The sequence below is a fragment of the Moraxella sp. CTOTU46934 genome (assembly GCF_031979465.1).
Classification (GTDB): domain Bacteria; phylum Pseudomonadota; class Gammaproteobacteria; order Pseudomonadales; family Moraxellaceae; genus Faucicola; species Faucicola tetraodonis.
Window position 1 is genome coordinate 130,512 of record NZ_DALZEG010000003.1, and the last position, 26,571, is coordinate 157,082.

Here is a 26,571-nt window from a genome sequence, read left to right on the forward strand (position 1 = left end):
GAACCTTTAATTTTTGCAAGCCTTACTAAAATTTGACGTTTCTACGTTTGATGTTTCTACGATTGGATAAGTTATTGAGCATACGGTTTATTGCCGTCCAACATCAACTTTGGCTGAAACAGCGCCAAACTGAGCATAATACTATTGAGCCATAAATTACTGGTGCCATAACTTAAAAAAGGCAACGTCACCCCCGTGAGCGGTAAAATTCCTAAATTCCCCGAAATGGTGACAAGTGCCTGAAACACTGTAATCACCACCCACAGCAAAATCACCCACGCCAGCAAAAAATAACCGCCCGACAACAGCCGTGATTTCATCTGCTCACTGGCAAACGCCATCTGCTGACGGGCAATGAGCGCAAGCCACGCAAAATACACCATCATCAGCACCACACTGGCCCCGATACCCACCACTGCCATCACGGAAGTAATGGTATAGTCACTTTGCATCTGTAGCGGCACGCCCTGACAGCCCGATAAATGGCTGTTTGTTAAGTGATAACCACACCACGGAATATCGCCAAACCCATAGCCAATCATCGGCACACTATCGCGAAACCAATGCAAAATCGCCATCTGATCGTTGCTCGCCACAAACGGATTGACCCACGCATTGACCCGCTCGGCAGTACGCGCATCAAACCCGCTTAAATTCACCAATACCATCATCAGCAAAAGCAAAATCGCGGTACTCGACAACACGCCCAAAATATAACCCCGACCGCCCATTTGGAAAATTTTGTTGGATAGCGCCACGCCCACCAAAAAGGTAAACAAAAACAAAAATACCAACATGGTGCCTTTTTCATTGGCAATACCCAGTGCAATAAACGGCAACACCACCGCGAAAGCAAGCAGCAGGGTCATTTTTTTGGAGCGAAAGAACAGATGATTAATCAAACCGCGTTGGTTAATCGCCAAAAACACGCCCAAAAACACCATCAGCCAAATTTTTGACAGTTCAGCGACTTTCGCACTGTCACTGTGAATCAACACTGCCAAGCCCAGATAGCCCACCGCAAAGGCAAGCAGCCAGACACGGGCTTTAGTCATTGCCGATTTAACATTGCCCCAACTGCTGTGTAGTAAGTTATTGGCGACCATCGTTTTAAGCCCCCAACTGAGCAAACTACTAATCGGGCGAGCCAGGCTAATAAACACAAAACACCAAAACAAATCTTTGAAATGATTGAGAAAAATATAACGCAGTGACAAATAACTACGGGTGCTTAAGTCAAATAAAATCATCAAGCCAAAGGTGGTAAAACCCACAAATAATGGATAAATCCATACTGATGACTGTATTTCCCGATTATCAGGGAATTTTTCCATCATCCGACGCATGGGTGAAAAAATCGTTAACACACTCAGTAGCACGCCGACGCAAAACAGTACGCCCCCCACCATCATCGGCAATATCACCGTATGGCTAACACCCGCAATGACCAATCCCCACACAGTGATGGCTATTGGCAGCACTTCCAGCCAATGCTTACGCCGCGACAGCCATAGCAAGCCCCATGTCACCCATGACCAAATAAACACTTGAGCGAGCATTCCCCAATGGGTGGGCGTGCCAATTAACGGCAGTAAATTGTTCGCTTGCAGGGCTTTTTGTTGGTTGTTATTGGCGTCATAGATACTGGCAACATCATTTGCTGATTGATTTAACAGTTTGGCAATAGCAGGCTGATTGCTAAACAAGCGATTGTAGGCAAAACGTCGATTGCCATCGGCGACTGCAAGCAATGACACCGCAAAATTGGCTTGGTCGGCAGGGGATAATTTATCGGTTTTTACCGCCATTAGGTTGTCTAAACTATCGAGTTGCCCACTAGCGTTAAGGTGTAGCCAATCTTGGCGATTGCTGAGTTTATCGCCACCCAAATTCACTTCGGTTTCATTCTCAACCAGCTCGGTTTGGCGTTGCTGTTTGCCTTGGACTTGCCATGCGGCCGCTAAGGCTTGTTGGGTTTTGGCAAAATGTTGCTTCGCCTCACTCATTAATTGTGTGGGCTGACTGGCTTGGGCACAGGCTTGAGTCATGCCATAATTGGGGTCATTACGGTTGTCATACAGATTAGTAATAACGTTGTCGCCACAATATTTGCTGAGCAGTTGCGGTTTGGCGATGCCTTCAGTATAGCTGGTGAGTTCAAGTTGATAACGCTGCAGTTTGGGCGAATGGGCGTAATCTGCCAGTAAAAACGCCCCAATTAACAGGAGCCATACCACCGCTAAAATCATGATTTCGCTCAACGTTTGCGCTTTGGCGTTGGGTTTTTTGCTGGCTTTTGTACGACTCACTATGTTTAGCATGGGGTTTTCCAAATTGATTAACTTTTTTTATTGCTATCCATGTTTAAAAATTAATTGGGGTCATACAACACCACCGTGCGTGCGATTAAATCATGCAGCGTTTGTTTACGGGCGGTAAACCACATCAAAAAACCAAATGGCAATAAGATAAGCTTTAAGGTTTCGCGGATTAACGCATGGAAAAAATTAACCCGTTGACCCTGCATACCAAACACCCACATACCCATAATCACCTTGCCCACCGTTGCTTGTCGTCCCAAACAGGTCAATAACGTCATATAAAACAAATAAAATCCATACGCTATCAAGGCAAGCGTTTGATCGGTAAACCCACGAATGCCAAGCTGCGGTAAAATCTGCGGCAACAATAATTGATAAGCCAATCCCAATAATAAACTGACTAACGCTAAATCAAACAGATAAGCCAATGCGCGGCGCACAAAACCTGCATACAGCATGGTATAAGCCGGCTTACGAGTCTGCAGCGCGGTCGAAGGCAGCTGATTGACTGCTGGCGTTGGGTATTGGCTAGGTTGCTGTGGCTGTACTGCGGGAGCGACATAAGGATTTGCATAGTCAGTGGGTTGTGCGGGTGGATTTGACAGCTGAGCAATATCAGGCTGTTCATAGTTAGGCTGTTCATAGTTAGGCTGTGCATAAATTGGTTGAGCAGGTTGCTGCATGGGTTGACTCGGCTGAGCAGCTGGCATATCGGTCGGTTGATAATTGCCTGCAGATGGATTTGGCGTATAACTTTGCCAAGTAGAATGTTCTGGCTGCGGCTGAGTATGATTATCAGATTGTTGCACAAACTCACGACTGCCACAATTTGGGCACATAACCGCAGTTTTTGGTAATTTTTGACCACATTGTTGGCAGACAATAATCATAGATGTTTACTACCCCATTTTCATATTTTCAATTTGATAAACTAATTTGACGATCCAACGACCCAGTTATATGGCGGCAAACACTCAGCGGGCACAGGATTGGCGCCGCTGCTGTTTTGCTGGTCGATAATGGCTAACACTTTCTCGGCGATGGGTACTAGTTCTGGATAGGTTTGCGGATAATTTAACATGTTTTGGCAACGTTTTTGTTGATCGTCCGTGGTATAAAACTGTGCCAATAACGACCCCACCGCGCCTTTGTCATCACTCGCTTGCAGTGCCATTGCCGCTGCCAATTCAATCATATAAGTATTGGGGTATTTGCTGCTATCACGCGGCGTTTGTAGCGCATAAAGCAAAAAAGATTTGCTATAAGGATAGTTATTTTTAAATAAATAATAAGCGAAATTGGCGGCATATTCGCCTTGGTTGGGATTGTATTTGACTGCTTGCGCTTGAAGATAAACGGCGGCTTTTGGGTCTTTTTTGCGCCAGTAATAGCTTTTTGCCGCTTCATTGAGTTGTTTGGCGAGCGTTTTATTCGTGGGCTGCTGTTTAAAATAGCCCATATCCGCGTTGCGAAAGGCTTCAAGCGAGTATTGCTTTGTCGCATTGATATCTTGGCTGTAACCAAGCTCTTGCAGCTGTTTGAGCGATGGCTCGGCAAACTCACCCACCTTGACTACGTTATCAAAAAACTCAGGGCTAATACCGAGCGTGTCTTGATACAGCTTGGCTACGCTAGTTTGCGACGAGGAAGAAAAAAACCCATTTTGCGCTTTAAGCGCTTGCGTCATAGTGGCTTTTGCTGTTGGCAGCGATTTGATGATGGTGCTGTAGCTATTTTGGCTTTTTGGTTTTTTTTGTGGATTATCATCGGTGCTTGCCGCTTGGGCATTATTGGACTGATTGTTAGTGGCTGATTGAGATGTTGTGGGTGTTGAGGCGGATTTTAACCTTGATACGCCATAGCCACCGATTGCCACTAGGGCAGCAATCATCGCTATCAGCCACCCTTTAGAGGGCTTTTTGACAGATACCTCACCGGTGGCAGTGGTATGCGGTGGCGAAGTGGGTGCTGTCATCGTATCTGCCATTGTGTCTGGCATCGCCATTGAATGAGTCGCCGTTGTTTGGGTCGCGTCATCGACTGCATTGACTACATTGATGGGCTGGATCGGTGTGCCCCTGTGACTGTTAGCCTGAGTATTGAGCGATTGCTCAAGCCGACGATTATTTGCCAATGTCTCATCATCCATCAAACCGGTCAAAGCCGCGCTTGGCCGATGATTTGGGGGATTTTCGGCAGTGGACGCTACAGAAGCACGGGTGGGCGTGGTCTGCCAGACGCTGGTAGTCGCTGCGGCGCTGATTGCGGATGCAGGCGTGACGGGCGTGGTTAACGGGTTATTGGGTACGGTTAAAAACAGACAGCGATGACAGGGTTTACCGACAAAATGAATGTGGCTGGCGTCATTGGGATAATTTTCACACACTTTAAACTGGCGGTGGTGAACCAATCCGCGTAGATGGTTTTCCCACTCGGCAGCGCTTGGGCGATCAGTTGGATGGATGGATAAAAACGCTTTATCAAACATCGCACGGGTTTGGTCATCCCAACACACATGAATGCTGTTTTTTAGCGGTGCAATCTCTGGCTGTGGCTGCAAGCCGTAAGCATATAGCCGCTCTTTGATAAATTGGTCGGTGTTGCGATGAGCAGCATTTTTTAATCGGTCTGACACAGGGATAAAATAAAATGGATGAATACCATTGTTTAAAATTTTAAACAGCTCAATCGCCAGTACAAAACGGTCGTGTTTTTCATCCAACAAACCAATATCTTTGTGTTCATGATATTCAGGACTGGTCATTTCAGGTGAGATTACAGGGCTTGGATAAACGCTGCCATCACTGGCAGTAATACGATAGCTATCACAGTCGATAAACCCAACGATAAAGCCTTTATAATCATCATCCATGCCCGTGCTTGGCTCTGGCATCAGGCGCATATTGGCTTCTTTAAAATCAATAAAGGCATGCCCATGACCATGTAAGTCCGCCATCAGGGCGCTAATATTGGCACACAGCTGTACACGATAATTGAGACTCTGCTGATACGCGGTCAGTTTTGCCGCCTCTCGTGGGTACATAAAAGGATTGAGCGATAACGACCTATCAAAATCCAGCTCTGGCATGGCATAGCCAATGAGCTCATCATGCTCGCCGACAATCAGATGTCTCACCCAAGCAAACTGGGTATACCCTACCCCATTAATCACTTCATAAATATGCTCAGGCGGGCGCGCCATCATGGCTTGTAGTTTGGCAAGGCTGGGGTTTTTGGGATCGGTGGGATTTTTAAAGATTTTTGCCACCAAATTGCCCGTGCCAAACAGATTACCAAGACGGTAGACAATGCCCATACCGCCCGAGCCGATCTCATGAGAGATAGGCAAATCAATGGTGATACGCTGATTGTTTGCAATTAAATACGGCATGGACTATCTCTTCAGATGGGCAGATGAGGTGGGTAAAGCGGCTAACTCAGTGCTAGCAGTAGCACTCATATGATTTACTGGCTCAGTAATACCCAAATAGTATAGCTGTATTTGCTGATTGCCGCTAGAATCGCTGACCGTGCTAGCAGGCAAACCCGTACCCGTAACCGATGAGGCGGTAGCTGCTGTATGGCTGGTAGAGCTAGTTAAAATTTCTGCTAACCCTTTATCGAGCGTCAGACTATCCAAGATTTCCGTATTTTTGCTTAACCCAGCTATTTGGCTTATCATCGATTTGATAGGCAAGCTAATTTGGCAGTTGTAGTAATTCATGGTGGGCTGGATGGTGACACCCAAACTTGTCAAATCATGGGTATCGGTAACTGGCAAGCAGCTTGCTTTAGCGGCAAGTTTGACAGCATGATTGTTAAATTGTGAGTCGCTCAAAGTAGCCGCCAAAGCAGCATCGGTATGTTGGTTTTGCAACGCTGTACTCGCTGCGCCACTGGCAACCGTTGCAGCCGATGGGTTTTTATTAGCGACCACCGTGGTAATAGTGGCGGATAACAATGGCTGATTCACACCATTTTTGTTTTCGTTTTTAGTGTCGTTTTTAGTTTTAGCGCTGCTTGTTCGTTTGGAGTTTTGCTCGATGACATCGATAGACTGACCTTGCGGGCTGGCTACTATCACCTTTAGGATGGGATCATCAATGGGATTGCCACTATCGGTAACCGCTGCGGCTTTGCTCAAGTCAATGGCATAGGAATCACCCAGTGCGTGCGCGGTCAGTGGGGGCGTTATAGCCGAGGTGGGCGTTGTGCTCGCCACCGATGCCGCAGTATTGGCATTGTTGACAGTTTGCGTGGGCAGCAATCGATCTTTATTTACCCAGCCCAATACACCGGTGCCAATGAGCATCGCTGCGCCAGCCATCATAGCGGTATTACGCCGCTGTCTGGTTGAGTCACTGACGGACTGTGAAGGGGGCAACACCTGCGACGTTGTAGCCGCTGGCGTTGCAGGAGCAGTATGTACACCACTGGCTTGCGGATTTGGGTTAGGCGCTATGTTATTGATGTTACTGGAGCTTATGTTATTAAAGGCTATATCATCTGGCGTGCTAGTGGCGCGGGTGTTTTTATGATTGACAGCATCGGTATGCCAAACCGTGGGGTTGTTTGGTGCAGTCGCTATAGTGTCATTTTCTAGGGATTCATTCGCTAGGGTTTCATTTTGCCCCTCAACCATCGGTTCAAGGTTTTGATAATGCTGTTGATTTTTTAATAACACCACCAAGGATTTATCATCACCGGTTAATCGATAGGTCGCAGGGTTGCCAAGCGCCTGTTCAATAATCGCGCTGCCCTGCTGTGAGCTTTGACTTTGGGTTAAATTAAACAGCAAGTTGCCAAAAAAAGGGCGGTAAATTTTGGGCGTAACACTTGCGCCTTCAAATACCAAGTCCGCACAGCCATCCGACATCAGTGCAAGGCAATCCACTTGCGATAAATCAATGGGCTCAACCCGTAAGAAGGATTGCCAATTGTCTTGGGTGATAAAATGCGTCTCATTGACGTATTCATTCTTGCTATCGTCCCCGTACACTTGCAAGTTGGTAAAATAATCAATGTGAGGATGGCGGACAACAAATTGGCTGGTGATGAGGGGACTATCGCCGATTTGCACCAATAGTGCTTGATGATTGGAATGGATGAGTAGCCCAGTAAAGGTAGTGTGATAATCTCTTAGGCTTGATTCAGCGGGCAGCTGCGACTGCAGGTCGAGGCGTATTTGTGATAATTGCTCGATAATTTGCTGTGTAAGTTGTCCTAAATCAAGCGCAATACCGCTGTGACTGACACTGCGACTAACATTGAGACTGAGCAGCATTTTTCCAATCGATTGACTAAAAAACGCTGCCCCCGCTTGGCTAAATTTTGCCGAGCCTGCCCCATCACATACCACAGCCGCTATACCGTCTTGGGTTTTTTGCAAATAGATACTGTCTTGATTGGGCAGGTTGCTGTCGATATGGGATTTACCAATACTGGATGCGCCATACACTTGCCAAGATGGTTGGACTGATGATTGCGCGAACAAATCCGTGGTTTGGTTCATCATTATCCCCAATTTTTTTTAGGTTTTTTATTATTATGAGCGTTGAAGGTGATTATCTTTGCCATCAACTTTGAATGGTCGCCCACGGTGAGATGCTCCCTAATTGCACGGTTTCCCCAGGCGCAGATTGTGACACGGTCTTAAGACTCGCGGACAACCACACAAAAAATTCGACAAATTTAACGGAGTTGAGATGCACGGGCGGGGTTAAAATCGACAGTTGCTTGAGCATCTTAACTTCTTGCACGCCTGCATCAATGGCAATCGGATAAATAATACATTGATTATTTTGCTCGGCTTGGTGACATTGATTGATAGCCGCCTGCCACACATCTTGGCTATCGGTGGGCAGACCATCCGTCATGGCAATAACCCAAGGACGGGTATAATTGATACCGTTGTCGCGTAGATTGATACGCTCTTGCTCAATCAAATTGAGCGCAAGTAACATACCTTGCCCGAGCGGCGTCATGCCATTTTCACGAAATTTAATCGGAAAAAAATCAATCGCATCCGTCCAGTCCATCATCAGCTCTGCGGTATCATTGACCCCGCCCACAATGACAATGGCTAAACGCACACGGTTGCGGGCTGTTTCATCTTTCATCAAATCATGATAAAACGCCTCAATCCCTTCATTAAGCATATCGATACGGCGTTTGTCGCCATTGCCTGAGCGTATCGCCATTGAGCCTGACAAATCCAACACCAAAACGCACAAGGTACGCTGGGCAACGTTATTGCCGTAATCGATTTCTCGAAACTGGGGGGTGAGGGCTTGCGGGATGGATGGCGGCGTAGAATCAGTTGCGGTTTGAAAATTGGGCATGGGATTGTGTGCGACCATAAAAGATATCCTATTTTTATTAAAATTATTGTAATCGGTATCTCAGCAAAAGCCGATACGAAAAGCAAGGTTTTTTGTGGGGATTTAATTAATAACAGTCAAAAATATTTCTACAATCTTACCAAAACGGGCTTAAATACTCCCCGCCCGGTTAATCATAAGTCATAAACCATCACTTATAAATCGTAAGCCATACGTCATAAAAAACCCCTAACACGCGGTTAAGGGTTTTGATTGTTTAATTATCTTAGTTTTTTAACAGGCTTATCTAATAAGCTTAGTCTTTTAACACTTCTGCCATGGCATTGGCTACATAGTCGATATTGCTAGCGTTTAGACCGGCAACCGAGATACGGCCATTAGCGACCATATAGATACCAAAATCTTTGATAATGCGCGCTACTTGCTCAGGAGTGAGACCGGTATAGCTAAACATACCGTTTTGCTTGGTGATATATTCAAAACTGCGACCGGGTAATTTGGCCTCTAAGCTGTCACGCAGTTTTTGGCGCATTTCTTTGATGCGATCGCGCATCACATACACTTCTTGTACCCATTCATTGAATAACGCTTCGTCATTCATCACGATATCAACCACGTGACCGCCATGCGAAGGTGGGCTTGAGTAAATGCGGCGGATATTGAACTGCAATTGACCTTGTACCGCTTTGGCTTGTGCTTCGTCTTTACACACCACAGATAAACCGCCAACGCGTTCACCATACAGTGATAGATTTTTTGAGAATGAGTTACTGACAAAGAACAACAAGCCCATGTCCACTGCTTTGCGAATCGCATAGACATCTGCATCCATGTCTTCACCAAAGCCTTGATAGGCAATATCCATAAAGGCAAGCAAGTTTTTCGCTTTTACCACTTCAAGCACTTTATCCCATTGCGCTTGGGTCAAGTCAACGCCCGTTGGGTTATGACAACAGGGATGCAGCAACACCACATCATGGGCTTGCAAGGTGTTTAAAAAGGCAATCAGTTCATCAAATTTGATGCCATTGGTCGCTGCATCATAGTAGGGATATTTGCCCACCGCAAAACCAGAACCTTCAAAGATACCAATATGGTTCGCCCACGTTGGGTCAGACACATAGCATTTGGCTTGTGGAAACCAAGCATGAATAAAATCAGCCCCGACTTTGAGCGCGCCTGAACCACCGATGGTTGCTGTGGTTGCCGCACGTTTGTCTTTTAATACTTGTGCGTCTTTACCAAACAATAGGTTTTGGCAAGCGGCGCGATAACCTGGCAGACCGTCCATTGGCAGATAGGGACGTGGTTTTGGTGGATTAGCGATTTGTGCTTCAGCTTTTTGCACACAGTTGAGGACGGGTAATTTACCGTCATTATCAAAATATACACCCACACCCAAATTAACTTTGTCGGCACGTGGGTCTTGTTTATGCTTGTCCATCAACCCCAAAATCGGGTCACCCGCATACGGTTCTACATGTGAAAACATGAATAGCTCCTACATTTAATTGATAAGTTTGACTGCTAAAAAATTTACGCTAACGTGGCATTGCCCAAATATTCAATGTCAACGGATAAGGATAAACCTTGTAACCCAATAAAACAACCGTCACGCCTATTTTTTTGCTTGTCTAAGCGCTTTACTTGACAAAGTTTTAAGCCTATCAAAGTATCCCATTTGATGAGTTAACCTACCCATGCAGTTACATTTTTTCACAGCAGCTATCGAATAAATTGCAAATTTTGCGTGTTATTTACATTTATAACTTATATTTCTATCAACAATATGCGCATAATAATTTTAACAATTCCGTGTGTATTTTTGAGGAAACACAACATGATGATGACTGCTATAAAAAAATCCCAAATCGTTGCCGCGACAGTTGCGTTGATTGCCATGAGTGCCGTGTCAACCCCCAGTAATGCGCGTACCGTTAAAGCCGCCGCTAAGAAAACGACAACGGTAACGACGACACGCATCGCACCAAAAACCACAACAATTGTCAATCAACATAGCGATGGCACTAGCGATACGGTGATGGTTCGCCCCAATGGATTTACCATCGTTGACGGTATGCCATTTTATCCAACACAAATTGTCACCACGCCGACTTATCGCACTGTCTCTACATCTACCTCTACGCCTGTCGTCACTACCACAGCCCCTGTATTAACAACAGCGCCTATTACCACACTGCCTAGCACGACTGTAGTGTCGACATCGAATGTCAATACTGCCACCCCAGTGACGGTACAAACTGGCTCAGGCGCGACAGTAACCGTGTCAAAACCTGCCACTGTTGTGTCTACTACCACGACAACCCCCGTATTGCTACCGGCATCATCGCCTGCGGTATCGACAATAACCACCGTGCCTGTGACGACCGCACCGGCTATTATCGTTAATCCGTAATTCGTAATTCGTAATTTGTAATTTGTAGTCACTAATTAGTTAATCTACCAAAAGCAAGACGTCACATGTTGTCGTCTTGCTTTTTTTTAACCGTATTTTTAGCCGCTGATAAGGTAAAATACTCATCTTAAGTTTAATTTTGCAACCTATTTTTTATGTTTTTATCCGCTGATATATGAGATATGCAAGGTTTACGCGATGAATTATGAAAGATTGCAAGACAAATTATCCATCTTAGCCGATGCTGCCAAATATGATGTTTCCTGTTCATCGAGTGGCAGTAAACGTGACAATCATAACAAAGGACTCGGCACGGCTAACTCAGGTATTTGTCATAGCTATACCGAAGATGGCCGCTGTGTTTCCCTTTTAAAAATATTGTTTACCAATCATTGTATCTACGATTGCGCGTATTGCACCTCAAGGCGCAGTCACGATACGCCGCGCGCAGCTTTTACTGTCGAAGAAGTGGTTGATTTGACCATGCAGTTTTATCGGCGCAACTATATTGAAGGCTTGTTTTTAAGCTCAGGGATTTTTAAATCGCCCGACTACACCATGGAGCGATTGGTTCGTGTCGCCAAAACCTTGCGCCTTGCGCACAAATTCAATGGCTATATTCATCTAAAAACCATTCCGGGTGCGTCTGCTGAGCTGATGCAGGAAGCAGGATTGTATGCCGATCGCTTAAGCGTCAATATGGAAATCCCCACCAAATCAGGCTTGGCATTGCTCGCACCTGAAAAAAACCATGACGATATGAAAGCCCCAATGAAAGTGGTGCAAGAACAAATCGTGGTGTTTAAAGACAGTAAAAAACAACACAAACATACCCCAAAATTTACCCCAGCAGGTCAAAGTACCCAGTTGATTGTGGGCGCAGCGCAAGAGACCGACTTACAAATCATCCGTTTATCGAGCCATTTTTATCAAGAATACGACCTAAAACGGGTGTACTATTCAGGGTATGTGCCTATGCTCAGTGACAATCGCTTGCCCGCTATGGGTACCCCTGTGCCGATGGTGCGAGAAAATCGCTTGTACCAAGCGGATTGGTTAATGCGTTTTTATGGATTTGAAGCAGAAGAAATTCTGCCCGATGACCATCCATTTTTGGATTTGGACTGTGACCCCAAATTGGCTTGGGCGATTCGTAATAAGTCACATTTCCCCGTCAATATCCAGACCGCGCCCTATAAAATGATTGTGCGTATTCCTGGTATTGGCACCCGAACCGCCAAAAAAATTGTTCAAGCACGAAAATTTTCGACTTTGACACTCGAACATCTCAAGCAAATGGGCGCTGCCGTGAACCGTGCCAAATACTTTATCGCACTCAAAGGTCGCAATGAGCATTTAAGTCATTTAACCCAGGATAACTTTCGCGATTATGTACTGGCGCAGACCCAAACCAAATTCAAAGCCGAACGGCATGGTCAATTGGCGTTGTTTTAGCATTATTATTTTAGAATTAATTTTTTAAAATCAATCTTTTAAAATTAAGGTTTTAAAGTCCACTGTGCAAAAGGTCAATCTTTTATGGATTTAGTGACGGCTGAGACCCCCATTTTAATCTTTGATGGCAGCTTTGAAGGCTGGCTCACGTGTGTGTTCACCATTTATGAGAACGGTTGGCAGCACACCCCGATTGTGACCATTCAAGCCGAGCATGAAGTGGTGCCCAATTTTTGGCAAGACACTGTCACCGTCGCGACCGATGAAGCCAAAACTTTACGGGTGAGTGATAAATTAGCGCGCGTCTTTGGCAAAAACGGTATGCGGCAACTGCTGTGGGGCTTTTTATCAGAATCGCCTACCGTGTATAGTCATCTGTTTGGGGTGGTACGGTTTCAACTGTCCAATCCCAACCTTGATGTGTGGGAGAATTATACCCATGCGGATGTGATGGCAGTGAGCAAGCTTATCAAAATGGTCGGGCGTGAGCGCCACCGTATGCAGGCGTTTGTGCGATTTGAACAAATGCAAATGCCAGACGCCGACAAATCGGTATACTTTGCGCGTGTTGAGCCTGATTTTAATGTATTACCCATTTTGCATCAGCATTTTAAAGAACGCTATGCCGATCAGACTTGGGCGATATATGATGTCAAACGCGGGTTTGGTATTTATTATGCTCACGATGATCCCAGCGAACAAGTCCATATCATCTGTGAGGTAGATGATGAAGCGCTACTGCATCCGCAGCAGTTTTATAGCGAGGCAGAACAACAATATCAAACGCTTTGGCAAAAATATTTTACCCACGTGACCATCAAGGAGCGGTTGAATCGCAAGCTGCATATTCAGTATTTGCCAAAACGCTATTGGAAATATTTAACGGAAAAAATGGTCTAATTTTGGCTTTTCTACAATAATTGAATACCAAAGTTGCTTAGTATTCTGGCCAATAACCAAAAGATCATAACCGTCACTACGATACAAATGCCCAAATCCGCCCAAAAACCAACTTTTGGCAGCAAATATGGAAAAATTAAAAACATCGGCAAGGTGGGTATCACATACCAAAATGTGTAATAGGCGTGATTGGCGATTTTTTCGGTGGATTGATGTTCAAGATACAGCCAAACCAAGGTCAAAATCGTCACCAATGGCAACGCGGCTATAAATCCTCCTAGCTTGTCACTGCGTTTTGCAAACTCTGAAACCAATACCACCATTAATGCAGTGATGGCATATTTAAACCAGATATTCATGTGATATATCTACCGTGTCTTTGTCTTTATATTGACTGTAAATGTTCAAGTAGCTGTTGCATATCATCGGGTAATGGCGCTTGCACTTTAATAGGCTCGCCTGTTTTTGGATGGATAAAGCCAAGCTCATACGCATGTAGCGCTTGGCGCTGGAACTGTTGTACGACATGTTTTTGGTCGTCATCCAAGGTTTTTAACAATATTGCATTTTTACGAGCAGCGCCATATAGCGGATCTCCGAGCAACGGAAAACCCAAATTTGATAAGTGCACACGGATTTGGTGGGTACGCCCTGTTTCCAGTCGCACGCTGACCAATGAGACAGCGTCGCTTATCGCCGTGATTTTCTCAAGATGGGTGACAGCGGGTTTGCCACTACCCACCACCGCCATTTTGGTGCGCTGGGTGGGATGTCGACCAATGGGGGCATCAATGGTGCGATGGCGGGCAAGCTCAGACGCGGACGCTAACACAATCGCTTGGTAAAGCCGGTACACGGATTTGTCTTTAAGCTGATTAATTAGATGCAGCTGGCTTTGACTGTCTTTTGCAATCACCATTAAGCCCGATGTTTCTTTATCGATGCGATGTACCAATCCTGCTCTAGGTAGCGTGCGGCTGTCAGGATAATGAAAAAGCAGCGCGTTGACTAGCGTACCCGACCCATTGCCTGCGCCAGGATGGACGACCAAACCTACGGGCTTATTGATGACTAGCACCGCCTCATCTTCATACAAGATATCAAGTGGGATATTCTCGGGCAAATCTTGCTGTTGAGCGGTCAAACTCGCTTTAAGCATCAGCACATCGTTGGGCTTAAGGCGATATTTGGGTTTTTGCGCTGCGCCGTTTACGGTTAGTTCGCCTGACTCAAGCCAGTTTTTGATTTGCTCACGCGAATAATCGCTAAACACCAAGGCAGCAATTTTATCAATGCGCTCCCCTATTTGCTCAGAGTTGACTGTATAATTTTGGACAATGTGATGACTGCCAGCGTCGTGGGTCTGCAGGTTTTGAGTACTTGGGTGTGGTTGTGACAGGCTTTCCCATTCTTCTTCGAGTTGATTGGTATTGTTTTGATTCATAGATTCAGTCATAGATTCAATGTTTGCGTCGATTGGATTTAAGTTGCTCGGATGTGAGGCGATTGGCGTGGTCATAAACAGTTCAGACTTAGGGTATAGGGGGTTTGCAAAATTAATATGCGCGGATAGGTCACAAAGTATAACGTTTCGTGATAGACTTAGTGAAATTTTTAATACAATATTTTGCATTCAGTTTTGAACAATAAGTATTATGATGGGCAAATATTTTTGCAATAGATTTGAGGTTCGTATGCATCATCTTTCCAAAGTTGTGGGTGTCACCGCAATTACTCTGGCTTTGACCACTTTATCTGGCTGTCAAACGCTGAAAAATTCAAAATTGTTTGGTGGCAAAGACGAAGTCGTCGCGACTAAAGCTGAAAAAAGCGAGCAAGGCTACTACCAAGCAGCGTCTGACAACATCAAAAAAGGCAACCTTGCTAAAGCGATTAGCCAGTTGAACGATTTGCGGACTTTCTATCCTGTGGGTGATTACAGCGAGCAAGCGTTACTTGACTTGATGTATGCGCAGTACCAACATGGTGACTATTTGGATGCGATTGCCAGTGCTGATCGTTTTATCCAGTCTTACCCATCCAACCCGCAAGTTGACTATGCTTACTATGTTCGCGGCATCTCAAATATGCAGGCAGCCTCAGGCGGCGTGATGAAGTACACCAAGCTTAATCCTGCACACCGTGATATGGGCTATTCGCGCATTGCGTTTAATAACTTTCAGCAACTGATTAATCGCTTCCCCAATAGTGCCTATGCCCCAGACGCTGCGCTACGTATGCGTTATATTTATAACCAATTGTCAGAAAGTGAGATGGATGTAGCGCGCTGGTATATTAAACGCAAAGCCTATGTGGCAGCCGCCAACCGTGCTAAATGGGTGTTTCAGTACTACCCACAAAGCGAAGCGATTCCAGAGTCTATTGCTACCATCGCCTATAGCTATGACAAACTGGGAATGACCGATACCGCCAATCAATATAAACAACTACTTCGTATCAACTATCCTGGTCTGATTGATGCGCGTGGCAACGTCAAACTTGATAATACCCGTACCGGTTCAAACTGGTTAAATAAAGCCACATTGGGCGTGCTCGGTCAAAGTTCACAAAATGCTGCTGTTCAAGGGCTAGCCCAGCAGTCGGGGCAATACTCAGGCAACACCAAGCCGCAAGTGATTCAGACCTCAATTCAGCAAGCTGCGGCAATGCGCCTGCCAAGTCCGGCTACCACGGCAAATGATGAAACACCGACAAGACCACGTGAGACTACAATTGGTTTGGGTCTGCCACCTGACAATACCAGTCAAGTCAAATAATCTATAAACCCTGTTAACATTAGCTAGGTTTATCCTAGCTATTTTTTTTCAATCAGCTAATTTTTAACTGGAAATGCGCTTTTTACCATGAGTAACAATGCCATCATTGATCAAATCATTGCTAATGCCGATATCGTCAAGATTATTGGCAAGCATGTGGAGCTCAAACGTTCGGGCAATGAATTCAAAGGCTGTTGCCCTTTTCATGGAGAAAAAACGCCCTCATTTTTTGTCAATCCGCAAAAGGGGCTATATAACTGTTTTGGCTGTGGTGTCGCCGGCAATGCGCTCACCTTTTTAAAAGAGTACGAAAACCTCACCGCGGGTGAAGCGCTCAAAGAATTGTCCCGTCAAACGGGGATTGAACTGCCCAAAGAACCTGTCAACAAATCACATACTTATAAAAAAACACCCGTTGCACCCAAACCTGCTGTATCGCAAGCAAGGGCATCCTCTCATCAAAATCTAGCTCAAAGTCCCGCTCAAGCCCTCTCTGACTCAGATGTTGCCGAGCGTCCGTCTATTGACGATGCAGAGGCTTTATGGATAGACGCTTTTGATGATTTTCAAACGTCTGATAACTTAGATACGAGCTTTATCCCTTTTGGCGAGTATGATGACGCAAGCGTTGGCGGATTTTCACCCTTTGATGACATGGGAAATAACAGCCCGCAGGATAGTTCATCAAGTTTATACGACTTACTCACCCAAATCTGCCAGTTTTATCAAAATCAATTACAGCAAAATAGCTTTGCCCAACATTATTTGCTCAAACGTGGACTGACGCCGCACACTATCGAAGAATTTGCCTTGGGTTTTGCCCCAAACGGTTGGCAACATCTTGAAGAAGCCTTCCCCCAAGACATCGAAGGTTTAAAAATCTTGGGATTGGTGCGCACTTCGCAAAATGGCCGTGATTTTGATTTGCTGCGCAATCGGGTGATTTTCCCCATCCGCGACCAACAAGGCCGGGTGATCGGCTTTGCCGGTCGCACCCTATCTGATGATGAGCAGCCCAAGTATATCAACTCTTCAGATTCACCTGTATTTCATAAACAAGCCGTGTTGTATGGTCTTTTTGAAGGGCGCAAGGCCAAAGCCAAAGACTGGCTGGTGGTTGAAGGTTATATGGATGTCATAAGCCTTCATCAAGCGGGCGTGTATGGTGCAGTTGCCTCTATGGGAACAGCATTGGCGCAATCACAAATCGAAAGATTACTGCAATTTAATCCCATACTTACTTTAAGTTTTGATGGTGATAGTGCAGGACAAAAAGCCGCTTGGCGTGCCATGGAAGTGGGATTGCCTGCGCTTACTGATGGCAAGGAATTACACTTTTTGACACTGCCAGATAATCATGATCCTGATAGTTATATCAAAGCGCATGGTTTGTTAGCGATGCAGCAACAAATCGCCCAAGCCGTTCCCCTATCAGCCTATTTGTACTCAAGTCTGACGCGTCAATATCCTACCAATACCCCTGAAAACCGCAGCAAGATTTTGCAGCAACTCTCTGCGCTGACCCAAAAACTGCCAAAAGGCAGTTATGGCTGGTTGCTGCGTGAAGACATCAAAAACAAAATGGGATTGGGGCGAAAAAACCAAGCACGGCAAGCGCAAGATGCCCTGCTCAATTTTGATAGCGAATTGACGGTACAACTGCATCTGCAGCTGTGTTTTTTGTTTCAACCAGAGCTGTTAGGCAGTCTGGAAGACAACCGCATTAGCCAATCTGTCATCCGCGATATTTATCAGCGCAGCGAAGCGGCTAATGTTTTTAAACCGAAACACCCATCTACCAAACCAACCGCCCCGATTCGATTGGACGAAAATTCAACTGGTGACACTGATGTTATCAATGGTGTTATCACGGATGTCCTCACGGATGTCCTCACGGATGCGATGAATGCGCCCTGCAAAAACTATGATGAAAGCTGCTGTCTAACTTGGCAAGCCATTGCTGATGAAGAATTATTGAAGTTGATTACTTGGATTCAAACCATTCAATCAAGATTGCAGGATTTTGATAACCCAAACTGGTCACCTTACGATCGAATCAATGCCAAAGCACATTTTATTCTGGCGGGCTTGACCTCAGAGCAGCAAAACAAACTTATCAAACATTGGGCACGGTTTTTTAAGGAACTTAGTCAGCGCAATATTGATGATATCTCGGACCTGGTGACAGAGTTGGTGGTTCAACTGATGTTAGAAAGCCTACAGCGCCAACAAAAAACCCTAAAAGCAGACTTAAAGGCGCTGAGCCTATGTATCAAACACCACCAAGCGATTTTAACTTGGCTTAGGACATGGCTACAGCGCAAAGAGGATTAATTCATCGCGTGTTTATGCCATTTTAATCCGCGCATCATGAAACATATCCATTTCAGGGGCAAGTACTTTCATAAAACGGTCAAAATATAACAGTTGCTTGGTCAGTAGCGCAAAATCTCTTGGGAAGTGAATACCATGGCGTTTACCGACTTCCACCATTTCAAGCAACATTTGATTGATTTCATCAGTATGATCTTTTAAGCGGTTTGGCATGGTTTGGTCAATGGTTTTTCCCATAAACAAACTATCTTCCGCCAAGATTTTTTTCATCACTGATTCAAGATCTTGGGCAAGGACATCGACATTGACTTGCTCTCGCGCATGGGTCATATCCATTTCAACCATATAATGCGCCATGCCCCGATAGTCTTCTTTAGCAAAACTATCCATCATGCCCATACTGGCTTGCCAGGCTTTGGGTTCAAGTTTGCCTACAATCCCAAAATCAATAAAGCCAATACGACCATCAGTCAACAACATCAAATTACCTGCGTGCAAATCAGCATGAAAACTATTGCACAGCATCAAGCTAGAAAACCACGTGTTTAAAGTATCTGTCATCACCTGTGCTGGGTACTTGCAATATTGACGCATGGCGGCATCGTCAATCATCGACACCCCAAAAAACCGGGTCATGACAAGTACTTTTTTGGTACTGATATCATGATAAACATCGGGCGCGACTACTTTATGATTGTCAGTTTTTTTCAAAAAATCTTGGAAATCATCAATGTTTTTGGCTTCTTGTAAGAAGTCCGTTTCTGCTGCCATGCGCAAACGGATTTCATCAATAATGGGTGAAATACTGGCAAATTTTAGTGACGGTGCAATACTGTCAATCAATTTAGTCACCCCAACCATCATGCCTAAATCGGTTTGAATAATGGTATCTACTTCAGGTTTTTGCACTTTTAACACCACATTATCGCCATTTTTTAAAATAGCACTGTGGACTTGGGCGATGGATGCAGAGGCTAGCGGTTTGACCTCAATACTTTGAAAAATATCTTCCAATGTCTGTCCATCTTTTTCCAGTTCCTCTCTTAAGACGCCTTCAATATAGCTATAAGGCATGGGCGTGGTTTGATCCAGACAGCCTTGAAATACTGTCACATATTCGCGGGGAAAGATGGACGGGGTACTGGCAATAAACTGACCGATTTTGATATAGGTAGTACCCAACTCTTCAAAGCTTTGGCGCAGCAGCGTTGGGGTCATTTTTTCGCCTTGGGCGATGCGCAGCCCTGCTTTGCCAGCCACAGTTGCCGTCTTCCCAACCCGCTGAATGACATTTAAGGATTTTTTCAAAAAGTGATTTTTTTGCATGATTAACTCTAGTTTACATTACGTCTGTGATAGCCGATGGTTGGCTACAAATCTCGCAGTTCGCGTCTTTACGATAGTGAAGTTTTTTAAGATTCATGGTTTTGCCGTTCCATAGCAATAACGTTTGCGCTATAGGATTGATACCGAGTCCCAAAAAACTTAAAGCCGCTTGGGCTTGAAGGTTGCCGATAATTTGGGTAGTACTGGCAAGCACGCCGCTAGTGGCACACGTTTGCTCATCATCTCCTGCCCCTTGAAATAAGCAATGATAGCAACCCTGCTGTGGCGTAAATAATGCCAGTTGCCCGGTTTGCGTAATGGCAGAGGCTGATAATAGTGACAAATTTGACTTGACAGCGATGGTATTAATGAGGTCTCGTGCTTTGAAGTTATCTGTGCAATCACAGATTAATTTGCTTAGGCTATTTATTTTCGCTTGTTCAACCATTTGTTGATAATTATCTGCTGTTAAACGTGCTTGTATGGCGATAACATCACAAAATGCATTGATTTCATGTAATTTAGCTTTGGCTACCAGCGCTTTAGATTGACTGATATCGTTAGGGGTAAACAACGACTGCCGCTGCAGATTGCTCTCATCAATCGTATCATCGTCAATAATAAGCATTTTGCCAATGCCAGCACGGCACAAGGTCTCTGCAAGTGGGCAGCCTAGCCCGCCCATGCCAATAATAATCGCACAGCTATTTTTTAGCCGCGTTTGTGCTTCTATATCCCACCCTTCTAGCAATATTTGGCGGGCATAGCGTAGCATTTCTGCATCGGTTAATTCTGTTTGTTCTGACATAGTTGTTAAATTTCACATATTTACTTAGGCTATTTTAGCCCATTAATTTAGTACACTAATTTAGTACACCCAGCGTTACTCGGTCATTGTGCCCATAGTCTTTGACGGTGATTACATCGCCAAAGCCATTTGACAAAAACACGCCCCTAACCTGTTCGCCCTGATCATACCCATGTTCAATTGCTAATAACCCATGAGGCTGTAAAAATTGTGGCGCAGTTTTGACAATATGACAGATATCCGCCATACCCTTATTATCCGCGATTAGCGCGCTAATAGGCTCATCGGTTAAGCCTGCCAAGTGGGGATCGTTGGGATCGATATAAGGTGGATTAGATACGATGATATCAAATTTATTGCTTTCATCTGCATTAACTGTCATAAAGGGTTCATACCAACTGCCTTCAAAAAACGCGATATTATTAACCCCTAGTCTTTTAGCATTTTGTGCTGCTACCTTTAGCGCCTCAGGCGACTTATCCACTGCGCTAACGGATGAATTTTCAAATTCGTCCGCCAGCGTGATGGCAATACAACCTGACCCCGTGCCTAAATCCAAAATATTCATTGGTTTGCTTAGGCTATTTTTATGATGATTAAGCACTGCTTCTATCAACCTTTCGGTATCAGGACGCGGTATTAAAGTATGCTGGTTGACTAAAAACTCATGCTGCCAAAAACTTTGTTTACCTAGCACATAAGCGAATGGTTTACCGGCTATCAACTCATCTAGCGCTGCAAAATATTGAGTAGCTATTGCTGCAGTTACCATTTCGCTATCATGAGTAATCAGATAAGTCTGCCCTACATGAAGATACTCACCCAGTAACTGTTTGCGGAGGTGTTTTTCAACCGTGCTTGGTACAGCCAACAATGATTGAATAGTGTAAGATGATACTGGATTATTCATGGGTGATGTTATCGCTTATTGTCGCATCTTGGCTCATCACATGCTTATCTACCATATAAATCAACAACAGCACAGGAATGCCAATCAGTGCAGTAAAGGTGAAGAAAGCAGGATACCCCATGGTTTCTACCATCGCACCTGAGTAGCCACCTAAAATCTTTGGTGTTAACGTCATCAATGAACTAAGCAGTGCATACTGTACCATGCTAAAGCGAATATTGGTCAATACCGATAAAAAGGCGACGAAGATAGCACTTGCTAGACCTGATGCGAGATTATCAAACATCACCGCTGAGTACATATAAAAAAAATCATGTCCCTTGCCCGCTAAAATCACAAACAATAAATTACTGGCTGAAGCTAAAATAGCACCAATCAACATAGCGTTCATGATTTTAAAACGCTCGGCAAGCAAACCGCCTAGAATACCGCCTACAATTGACATTCCCATACCAAAGGTTTTGACCGCCAAGGCGATATCGGTTTTGCTAAAGCCTAAATTGACATAAAACAAGTTTGACGTCGTACCTGCCACAATATCTGAAATACGATACAAGCCTATCAATAAAATCAGCCACACGGCTTTTTTACCATAACGAATGAAAAAGTCTTGAATCGGCGCGACCCACATGTCAACCGCGACTTGCTTTTTAATGATTTTGGCTTTTAATAACACTAAAGCGGTGCCAATGGCGATAACCACAGCGCCAATAAATTTAATACTCTCATAAATAAAGCCCAAAAACTTTGACTCAGTCGCTGGAAGCACATGACCGATGCCAATAAAACTGGCAATCAGCGCAATCACTGAAATTAAAAATAGTAAAAACAGTTGAAAATAATCCGACATCGGGCGTTCATGCTGCACACGGGTGACGGTGGGTTCTTTAATCAAAAGGGTGGTGACAACCCCTATGAGCATCAAAGAGGCCATAATATAATAGGTTTGTTGCCAAGCAGCGTAGTTGTAAGTGGCTTTGGTCGAGCCAAAATATTCTGCCAAAAACAGCGCCCCTGCCCCTGCAACAATCAGACCAATGCGATAGCCTGCCATAAACATACCAGAGAGTACGGGCTGCATAGATTTTTCAGCAATTTCAATGCGATAGGCATCAATCACGATGTCTTGTGTCGCCGCTGAAAAACCTAATAACACGGCAAAAAATGCCATATAATCGAGTACAACATCACTGGTGGGATTAAAACTACCAAGCATGAAAATTGCAAAGGCGACCACAATTTGTGCCACAACCAGCCAACTACGGCGTTGTCCTAGCATTTTAGTTAACAACGGAATCGGCACGGCATTGACGAGGGGCGACCAAACAAACTTAAACGAGTATCCCAGCATCGCCCAACTAAACATGGTGATAATTTTGATATCAAATCCTGCTTCTTTGAGCCAAATTGATAAACTAGAAAATATCAATAGATAAGGTAAACCTGAAGAAAAACCCAATAGCAACATCACCCAAGCGCGCTTGTCCATATAGGCTTTGATGGCTTCGCCCCAAGACTTTTTTGTGCCTGTTGAGCTTTCGCTTGGTAGCGCTGCTTGGTCGTTTGACACAGGTTGTTTTGATATTTCCATGTTACCTCTCACTCGTCACGCACGATTTACCACAAAACTTCATTAAAATCTTGCTATTGTAGCGGTTTTCTAGGTGTAGACAAACTAAAATTATTATGGCTGTCTGAAACGTCGATATCTGAAACAAGGCGGCAATACAACTGAATCAATGACTCAGTCAATGTTTGCAGACTTGTCACATTAATCAATTTTTTAAATTTTAAGCCTATTAAATATGCCTGACGTAAGCAGCTAGGTTTTGAACCTGCTATTTTATGGTAATATGCTATACTTAGCAGCCTGCAGTGACTTTCAACTTTTTTGTTAGCGGCTTTGAGGCAAATTATGCAATAGCCGATTGCTATCTATCAGCAAAATAATGCCTATCATGTCACGGTACCTGATATTAAAAGCATATCTGTAGTCGATAGTAGCATGGCAGGCGCGGTGTCTAACACAGATATGGCGGTAATGCCTAGTTTTGTTAATATTTAAGTTCAACCAAGCTCATATAACGAGCATTTTATTTCGTTTTTTTATTCGTTTTTTTATTAAGGTCATTTTATGGCAATCAATGTTGTCATCAATCAACGTTATTTACAAATCCAACTCAAACAACTTGAAACCGTTTGGCAGACTGTGATTAATAATTACAATTTGAGCCAAGCCGCCAAAGTATTACATACCAGTCAATCCAGTCTGAGTAAGCATATTGCCGCGCTCGAAAGTCAGCTTCGAGCAGAAGTTTTTGTGCGGCAGGGTAAGCGATTGGTGGGTCTCTCTCCTATCGGGGAGCTGCTACTGCCGCATATTGAGAAAATCTTTGTGGAAGTAAGGTCGATTGAAAATTTAACTTTAGATTTTCAAAATCCCCATCAGGGTGAGTTGTCAATTGCCACGACCCATACCCAAGCACGTTATGTGTTGCCTTGGGTGGTACAGCGCTTTAAACAACAATTTCCCAATGTCCATCTGATTTTACATCAAGCTGACCCCGAGTCGATTGCCAATATGGTGGCACAAGGTCAAGCTGACATTGGCATCGCAACTGAATCGCTGCTTGCGCACGATAATCTACACTGTATTCGCTATTATGATTGGTATCATCATGTTATTGTGCCAGTGGGACATGAGCTTGAGAGTCGCACTGAGATTGATATCCAAACCTTAGCGAAATATCCGATTATCACTTATCACGGCGGTTTTACGGGCCGTGGTGCGATTGATAGAGCCTTTAGCGCGGCACAGCTGACGCCTAATATTGTACTTACTGCTTTGGATGCCGATGTGATTAGTACCTATGTCGGTATTGGTATGGGCGTGGGCACGATTGCTGAAATGGCATTTGAAGGTCAGCATTATCGCAATCTTGTCAAAATTCCAACGAAGATTTTTGGAAAACATGTGACGTGGATAGCCACCCGTGTCGATGGCGATATCCGTAATTTTGGCAAAGCTTTCATTGATATTTGTCAGCAACAATTTGGGTGATTGATTTTTTTGGATTCGCCATTATAAAGGGACTACTATTCTTTTTATGATGACTATAATGATGACCAAACAAATCCCTATTTCATTTTTAGACCTTGTTCCTGTACCTGAAGGGAGTGACGCTAAAAACGCGCTTAAGCAAGCGGTGACTGTTGCCCAAACTGCCGAACAAGTAGGTTTTAACCGCTATTGGCTGGCTGAGCACCACAACATGCGCGGCATTGCCAGTACTGCAACCAGTGTGTTGCTAGCTCACATTGGCGCTCACACCTCAACGATTCGAATTGGCTCGGGTGGTATCATGTTGCCTAACCATGCGCCGTTAGTGGTCGCAGAACAGTTTGGTACGTTAGCCACTTTGTATGGCGAACGTATCGATCTTGGCGTCGGCCGTGCCCCTGGTACGGATGGGGCAACCTTCCGTGCCTTGCGCCGCACCATGAATGATGCCGAAAACTTCCCGCAAGATGTGCAAGAGCTGATGCATTATTTTGACCCACTCGATGGTCAGACAGTGACTGCCATGCCGGCTAATGGCTTAAATGTTCCTGTGTGGATTTTAGGGTCGTCCTTATTTGGCGCCAGTCTTGCCGCTGCATTAGGGTTGCCTTATGTATTTGCGTCTCATTTTGCGCCGCAGATGTTATCGCAAGCGGTGACATTGTACCGTGAGAATTTCAAGCCCTCTAGCCATTTGCAACAACCTTATGTGATGGTAGCAAGTAACTTGCTATTGGCCGATACCGATGAGGAAGCCGCTTACCAATTCACCTCAGCCCAGCAAAGTTTCGTCAATTTGCGCCGTGGTAAACCCTCACAAATGCCAAAACCGATTGAGAATATTGATGCTTTTTGGACATCTGCAGAGAAATACATGGTTGAATCGTCATTAGCAATTTCGTTTGTCGGTACACCTGATAGTGTCAAACCAAAACTTGACCATTTTCTTGAGACTATCCGCCCTGATGAATTGATTGTCACTTGTAATATTTATGACCAACAAGCCCGCCTCAACTCCTTATCTTTGGTGAAATCGCTTGATTTATTTAGCTTAAACAGCTAATCAAAACCATAAAAACGCAAACCATAAAAAAGCCCAAGATTAACTTGGGCTTTTTTATTATTTCAATAATTCTGATAAAGCCAACTCATTGAGCCGATCCAAATCCTCTTGCGTGTCTACACCGGGCGGCAACAATTCTGAAGCGATATCAATGGCGATACGCATGCCTTGCTCCAAAATACGCAATTGCTCCAATGATTCAAGCTGCTCTAGCTCGCCTTGCTGCCAAACACTAAATTGCTGTAACAAACTGACCCGATAAGCATAAATGCCTAGGTGTCGGTAAGCGTTTTTTGGCGCGCTATTTTCATCACTGATTGGCTGGTCAGTCAACAATGCTGTATGGCGATCGCAAGGAATCGGCGCTCGGCTAAAATACAAGGCTTCCTTGTGGGCATTTTTGACAACTTTGACCACCGATGGCCGTAAAAACTCTTCAACGCTTTGGATGGGTTCAGCCAAAGTCGCCATCACGCAATCTTTTTTTTGTAGCAGAAGCTCAGTCACTTGTTTGATGAGTCCTGCAGGCACGAGTGGTTCATCGCCTTGCATATTAATCACGATATCTTCAGTTGACCACTGCTTAAGTCTAGCTACTTCAGCAAGCCTATCAGTGCCAGACGCATGATTGGGGTCAGTCATGATGACATTTGCCCCATAGTCTTGACACAGTTTAGCGATGCTATCATCATCGGTTGCCACAAAAATATCATCGGCAATTCCCGCCGATTTCACCGCATTGGCACGATCAATCACCCATAGAATCATCGGCTTACCATGAATTTCTAATAGCGGTTTGTTGGGCAGTCGGGTACTTTTTAGACGGGCTGGTATGACCAAATGTTTTAACATATTGTAT

Annotated in this window: 20 protein-coding genes; 7 read left to right on the forward strand and 13 right to left on the reverse strand. The window is 44.6% G+C overall.

The window, feature by feature from the left end; all coding sequences use genetic code 11:
- Positions 1 to 71: 71 nt before the first annotated feature.
- From RTN07_RS04305 to RTN07_RS04330, 6 genes are all read right to left on the reverse strand, one after another.
- Positions 72 to 2,321 carry an FtsW/RodA/SpoVE family cell cycle protein gene (locus RTN07_RS04305; RefSeq protein WP_312176052.1) on the reverse strand — a complete coding sequence of 750 codons (2,250 nt, stop codon included), beginning with the start codon at positions 2,319 to 2,321 and terminating at the stop codon, positions 72 to 74.
- Between the two features lie 50 nt (positions 2,322 to 2,371).
- Positions 2,372 to 3,211, reverse strand: a complete 840-nt coding sequence (locus RTN07_RS04310; protein ID WP_312176055.1) for an RDD family protein — start codon at positions 3,209 to 3,211, stop codon at positions 2,372 to 2,374.
- Between the two features lie 41 nt (positions 3,212 to 3,252).
- Positions 3,253 to 5,712, reverse strand: a complete 2,460-nt coding sequence (locus tag RTN07_RS04315) for a hypothetical protein (RefSeq protein WP_312176058.1) — start codon at positions 5,710 to 5,712, stop codon at positions 3,253 to 3,255.
- A 3-nt stretch (positions 5,713 to 5,715) separates the two neighbouring features.
- Positions 5,716 to 7,833 carry a PP2C family serine/threonine-protein phosphatase gene (locus tag RTN07_RS04320; RefSeq protein ID WP_312176060.1) on the reverse strand — a complete coding sequence of 706 codons (2,118 nt, stop codon included), beginning with the start codon at positions 7,831 to 7,833 and terminating at the stop codon, positions 5,716 to 5,718.
- Between the two features lie 64 nt (positions 7,834 to 7,897).
- Positions 7,898 to 8,680: a vWA domain-containing protein gene (locus RTN07_RS04325; RefSeq protein WP_312176063.1), complete on the reverse strand. Its 783-nt coding sequence runs from the start codon at positions 8,678 to 8,680 to the stop codon at positions 7,898 to 7,900.
- A 277-nt stretch (positions 8,681 to 8,957) separates the two neighbouring features.
- Positions 8,958 to 10,154 carry an amino acid aminotransferase gene (locus RTN07_RS04330; protein WP_312176065.1) on the reverse strand — a complete coding sequence of 399 codons (1,197 nt, stop codon included), beginning with the start codon at positions 10,152 to 10,154 and terminating at the stop codon, positions 8,958 to 8,960.
- 348 nt (positions 10,155 to 10,502) lie between these two features.
- Between RTN07_RS04330 and RTN07_RS04335 the strand changes: the two genes are divergently transcribed.
- The 3 genes from RTN07_RS04335 to RTN07_RS04345 all read left to right on the forward strand — a co-directional run bounded on the left by RTN07_RS04335 (position 10,503) and on the right by RTN07_RS04345 (position 13,433).
- Positions 10,503 to 11,078: a hypothetical protein gene (locus tag RTN07_RS04335; protein ID WP_312176068.1), complete on the forward strand. Its 576-nt coding sequence runs from the start codon at positions 10,503 to 10,505 to the stop codon at positions 11,076 to 11,078.
- Positions 11,079 to 11,276: 198 nt separating this feature from the next.
- On the forward strand, positions 11,277 to 12,533 hold the full coding sequence (locus RTN07_RS04340) for a putative DNA modification/repair radical SAM protein (protein ID WP_060995727.1): 1,257 nt from the start codon (positions 11,277 to 11,279) through the stop codon (positions 12,531 to 12,533).
- A gap of 84 nt (positions 12,534 to 12,617) precedes the next feature.
- Positions 12,618 to 13,433, forward strand: coding sequence for a TIGR03915 family putative DNA repair protein (locus RTN07_RS04345; protein WP_312176070.1), 816 nt, complete (start codon positions 12,618 to 12,620; stop codon positions 13,431 to 13,433).
- Between the two features lie 11 nt (positions 13,434 to 13,444).
- On the opposite strand, the gene RTN07_RS04350 is transcribed toward RTN07_RS04345, so the two are convergent.
- Together RTN07_RS04350 and RTN07_RS04355 are read right to left on the reverse strand one after the other, a co-directional pair.
- The gene (locus RTN07_RS04350; RefSeq protein ID WP_159770300.1) at positions 13,445 to 13,792 is read right to left on the reverse strand and encodes a DUF3147 family protein; all 348 of its coding nucleotides are present in this window, start codon (positions 13,790 to 13,792) and stop codon (positions 13,445 to 13,447) included.
- A 26-nt stretch (positions 13,793 to 13,818) separates the two neighbouring features.
- Complete coding sequence (locus RTN07_RS04355; RefSeq protein ID WP_312176076.1) at positions 13,819 to 14,952, reverse strand: RluA family pseudouridine synthase; 1,134 nt, start codon at positions 14,950 to 14,952, stop codon at positions 13,819 to 13,821.
- Positions 14,953 to 15,127: 175 nt separating this feature from the next.
- On the opposite strand from RTN07_RS04355, the gene RTN07_RS04360 reads away from it, so the two are divergent.
- Together RTN07_RS04360 and RTN07_RS04365 are read left to right on the forward strand one after the other, a co-directional pair.
- Positions 15,128 to 16,210, forward strand: a complete 1,083-nt coding sequence (locus RTN07_RS04360; protein ID WP_060995778.1) for an outer membrane protein assembly factor BamD — start codon at positions 15,128 to 15,130, stop codon at positions 16,208 to 16,210.
- A gap of 87 nt (positions 16,211 to 16,297) precedes the next feature.
- Positions 16,298 to 18,544: a DNA primase gene (locus tag RTN07_RS04365; RefSeq protein WP_312176081.1), complete on the forward strand. Its 2,247-nt coding sequence runs from the start codon at positions 16,298 to 16,300 to the stop codon at positions 18,542 to 18,544.
- 12 nt (positions 18,545 to 18,556) lie between these two features.
- Here the strand turns inward: RTN07_RS04365 and RTN07_RS04370 are convergent, their stop codons facing one another.
- From RTN07_RS04370 to RTN07_RS04385, 4 genes are read right to left on the reverse strand one after another with little or no spacing between them, the layout of a single operon-like run.
- Complete coding sequence (locus tag RTN07_RS04370; protein ID WP_312176082.1) at positions 18,557 to 19,870, reverse strand: ABC1 kinase family protein; 1,314 nt, start codon at positions 19,868 to 19,870, stop codon at positions 18,557 to 18,559.
- Between the two features lie 13 nt (positions 19,871 to 19,883).
- On the reverse strand, positions 19,884 to 20,678 hold the full coding sequence (locus tag RTN07_RS04375; RefSeq protein WP_312176086.1) for a HesA/MoeB/ThiF family protein: 795 nt from the start codon (positions 20,676 to 20,678) through the stop codon (positions 19,884 to 19,886).
- A gap of 55 nt (positions 20,679 to 20,733) precedes the next feature.
- On the reverse strand, positions 20,734 to 21,588 hold the full coding sequence (gene prmC, locus RTN07_RS04380) for a peptide chain release factor N(5)-glutamine methyltransferase (protein WP_312176089.1): 855 nt from the start codon (positions 21,586 to 21,588) through the stop codon (positions 20,734 to 20,736).
- The gene (locus tag RTN07_RS04385; RefSeq protein WP_312176092.1) at positions 21,581 to 23,179 is read right to left on the reverse strand and encodes an AmpG family muropeptide MFS transporter; all 1,599 of its coding nucleotides are present in this window, start codon (positions 23,177 to 23,179) and stop codon (positions 21,581 to 21,583) included. The genes prmC and RTN07_RS04385 overlap by 8 nt, the downstream gene beginning before the upstream one ends.
- Positions 23,180 to 23,722: 543 nt before the next feature.
- Here RTN07_RS04385 and RTN07_RS04390 point away from each other — a divergent pair.
- Positions 23,723 to 24,649, forward strand: coding sequence for a LysR substrate-binding domain-containing protein (locus tag RTN07_RS04390; protein WP_062330529.1), 927 nt, complete (start codon positions 23,723 to 23,725; stop codon positions 24,647 to 24,649).
- 61 nt (positions 24,650 to 24,710) lie between these two features.
- Positions 24,711 to 25,712, forward strand: coding sequence for an LLM class flavin-dependent oxidoreductase (locus tag RTN07_RS04395; RefSeq protein WP_409455541.1), 1,002 nt, complete (start codon positions 24,711 to 24,713; stop codon positions 25,710 to 25,712).
- A gap of 57 nt (positions 25,713 to 25,769) precedes the next feature.
- Here RTN07_RS04395 and kdsB read toward each other — a convergent pair whose 3' ends face one another.
- Positions 25,770 to 26,564 carry a 3-deoxy-manno-octulosonate cytidylyltransferase gene (gene kdsB / locus RTN07_RS04400; RefSeq protein WP_159676297.1) on the reverse strand — a complete coding sequence of 265 codons (795 nt, stop codon included), beginning with the start codon at positions 26,562 to 26,564 and terminating at the stop codon, positions 25,770 to 25,772.
- Between the last annotated feature and the right edge of the window lie 7 nt (positions 26,565 to 26,571).

Coding starts and splice junctions, on each gene's coding strand:
- RTN07_RS04305 (WP_312176052.1), bottom strand. CDS start 2,321: ATGCTAAACATAGTGAGTCGTACAAAAGCCAGCAAAAAACCCAACGCC.
- RTN07_RS04310 (WP_312176055.1), bottom strand. CDS start 3,211: ATGATTATTGTCTGCCAACAATGTGGTCAAAAATTACCAAAAACTGCG.
- RTN07_RS04315 (WP_312176058.1), bottom strand. CDS start 5,712: ATGCCGTATTTAATTGCAAACAATCAGCGTATCACCATTGATTTGCCT.
- RTN07_RS04320 (WP_312176060.1), bottom strand. CDS start 7,833: ATGAACCAAACCACGGATTTGTTCGCGCAATCATCAGTCCAACCATCT.
- RTN07_RS04325 (WP_312176063.1), bottom strand. CDS start 8,680: ATGGTCGCACACAATCCCATGCCCAATTTTCAAACCGCAACTGATTCT.
- RTN07_RS04330 (WP_312176065.1), bottom strand. CDS start 10,154: ATGTTTTCACATGTAGAACCGTATGCGGGTGACCCGATTTTGGGGTTG.
- RTN07_RS04335 (WP_312176068.1), top strand. CDS start 10,503: ATGATGATGACTGCTATAAAAAAATCCCAAATCGTTGCCGCGACAGTT.
- RTN07_RS04340 (WP_060995727.1), top strand. CDS start 11,277: ATGAATTATGAAAGATTGCAAGACAAATTATCCATCTTAGCCGATGCT.
- RTN07_RS04345 (WP_312176070.1), top strand. CDS start 12,618: ATGGATTTAGTGACGGCTGAGACCCCCATTTTAATCTTTGATGGCAGC.
- RTN07_RS04350 (WP_159770300.1), bottom strand. CDS start 13,792: ATGAATATCTGGTTTAAATATGCCATCACTGCATTAATGGTGGTATTG.
- RTN07_RS04355 (WP_312176076.1), bottom strand. CDS start 14,952: ATGACCACGCCAATCGCCTCACATCCGAGCAACTTAAATCCAATCGAC.
- RTN07_RS04360 (WP_060995778.1), top strand. CDS start 15,128: ATGCATCATCTTTCCAAAGTTGTGGGTGTCACCGCAATTACTCTGGCT.
- RTN07_RS04365 (WP_312176081.1), top strand. CDS start 16,298: ATGAGTAACAATGCCATCATTGATCAAATCATTGCTAATGCCGATATC.
- RTN07_RS04370 (WP_312176082.1), bottom strand. CDS start 19,870: ATGCAAAAAAATCACTTTTTGAAAAAATCCTTAAATGTCATTCAGCGG.
- RTN07_RS04375 (WP_312176086.1), bottom strand. CDS start 20,678: ATGTCAGAACAAACAGAATTAACCGATGCAGAAATGCTACGCTATGCC.
- prmC (WP_312176089.1), bottom strand. CDS start 21,588: ATGAATAATCCAGTATCATCTTACACTATTCAATCATTGTTGGCTGTA.
- RTN07_RS04385 (WP_312176092.1), bottom strand. CDS start 23,179: ATGGAAATATCAAAACAACCTGTGTCAAACGACCAAGCAGCGCTACCA.
- RTN07_RS04390 (WP_062330529.1), top strand. CDS start 23,723: ATGGCAATCAATGTTGTCATCAATCAACGTTATTTACAAATCCAACTC.
- RTN07_RS04395 (WP_409455541.1), top strand. CDS start 24,711: ATGACCAAACAAATCCCTATTTCATTTTTAGACCTTGTTCCTGTACCT.
- kdsB (WP_159676297.1), bottom strand. CDS start 26,564: ATGTTAAAACATTTGGTCATACCAGCCCGTCTAAAAAGTACCCGACTG.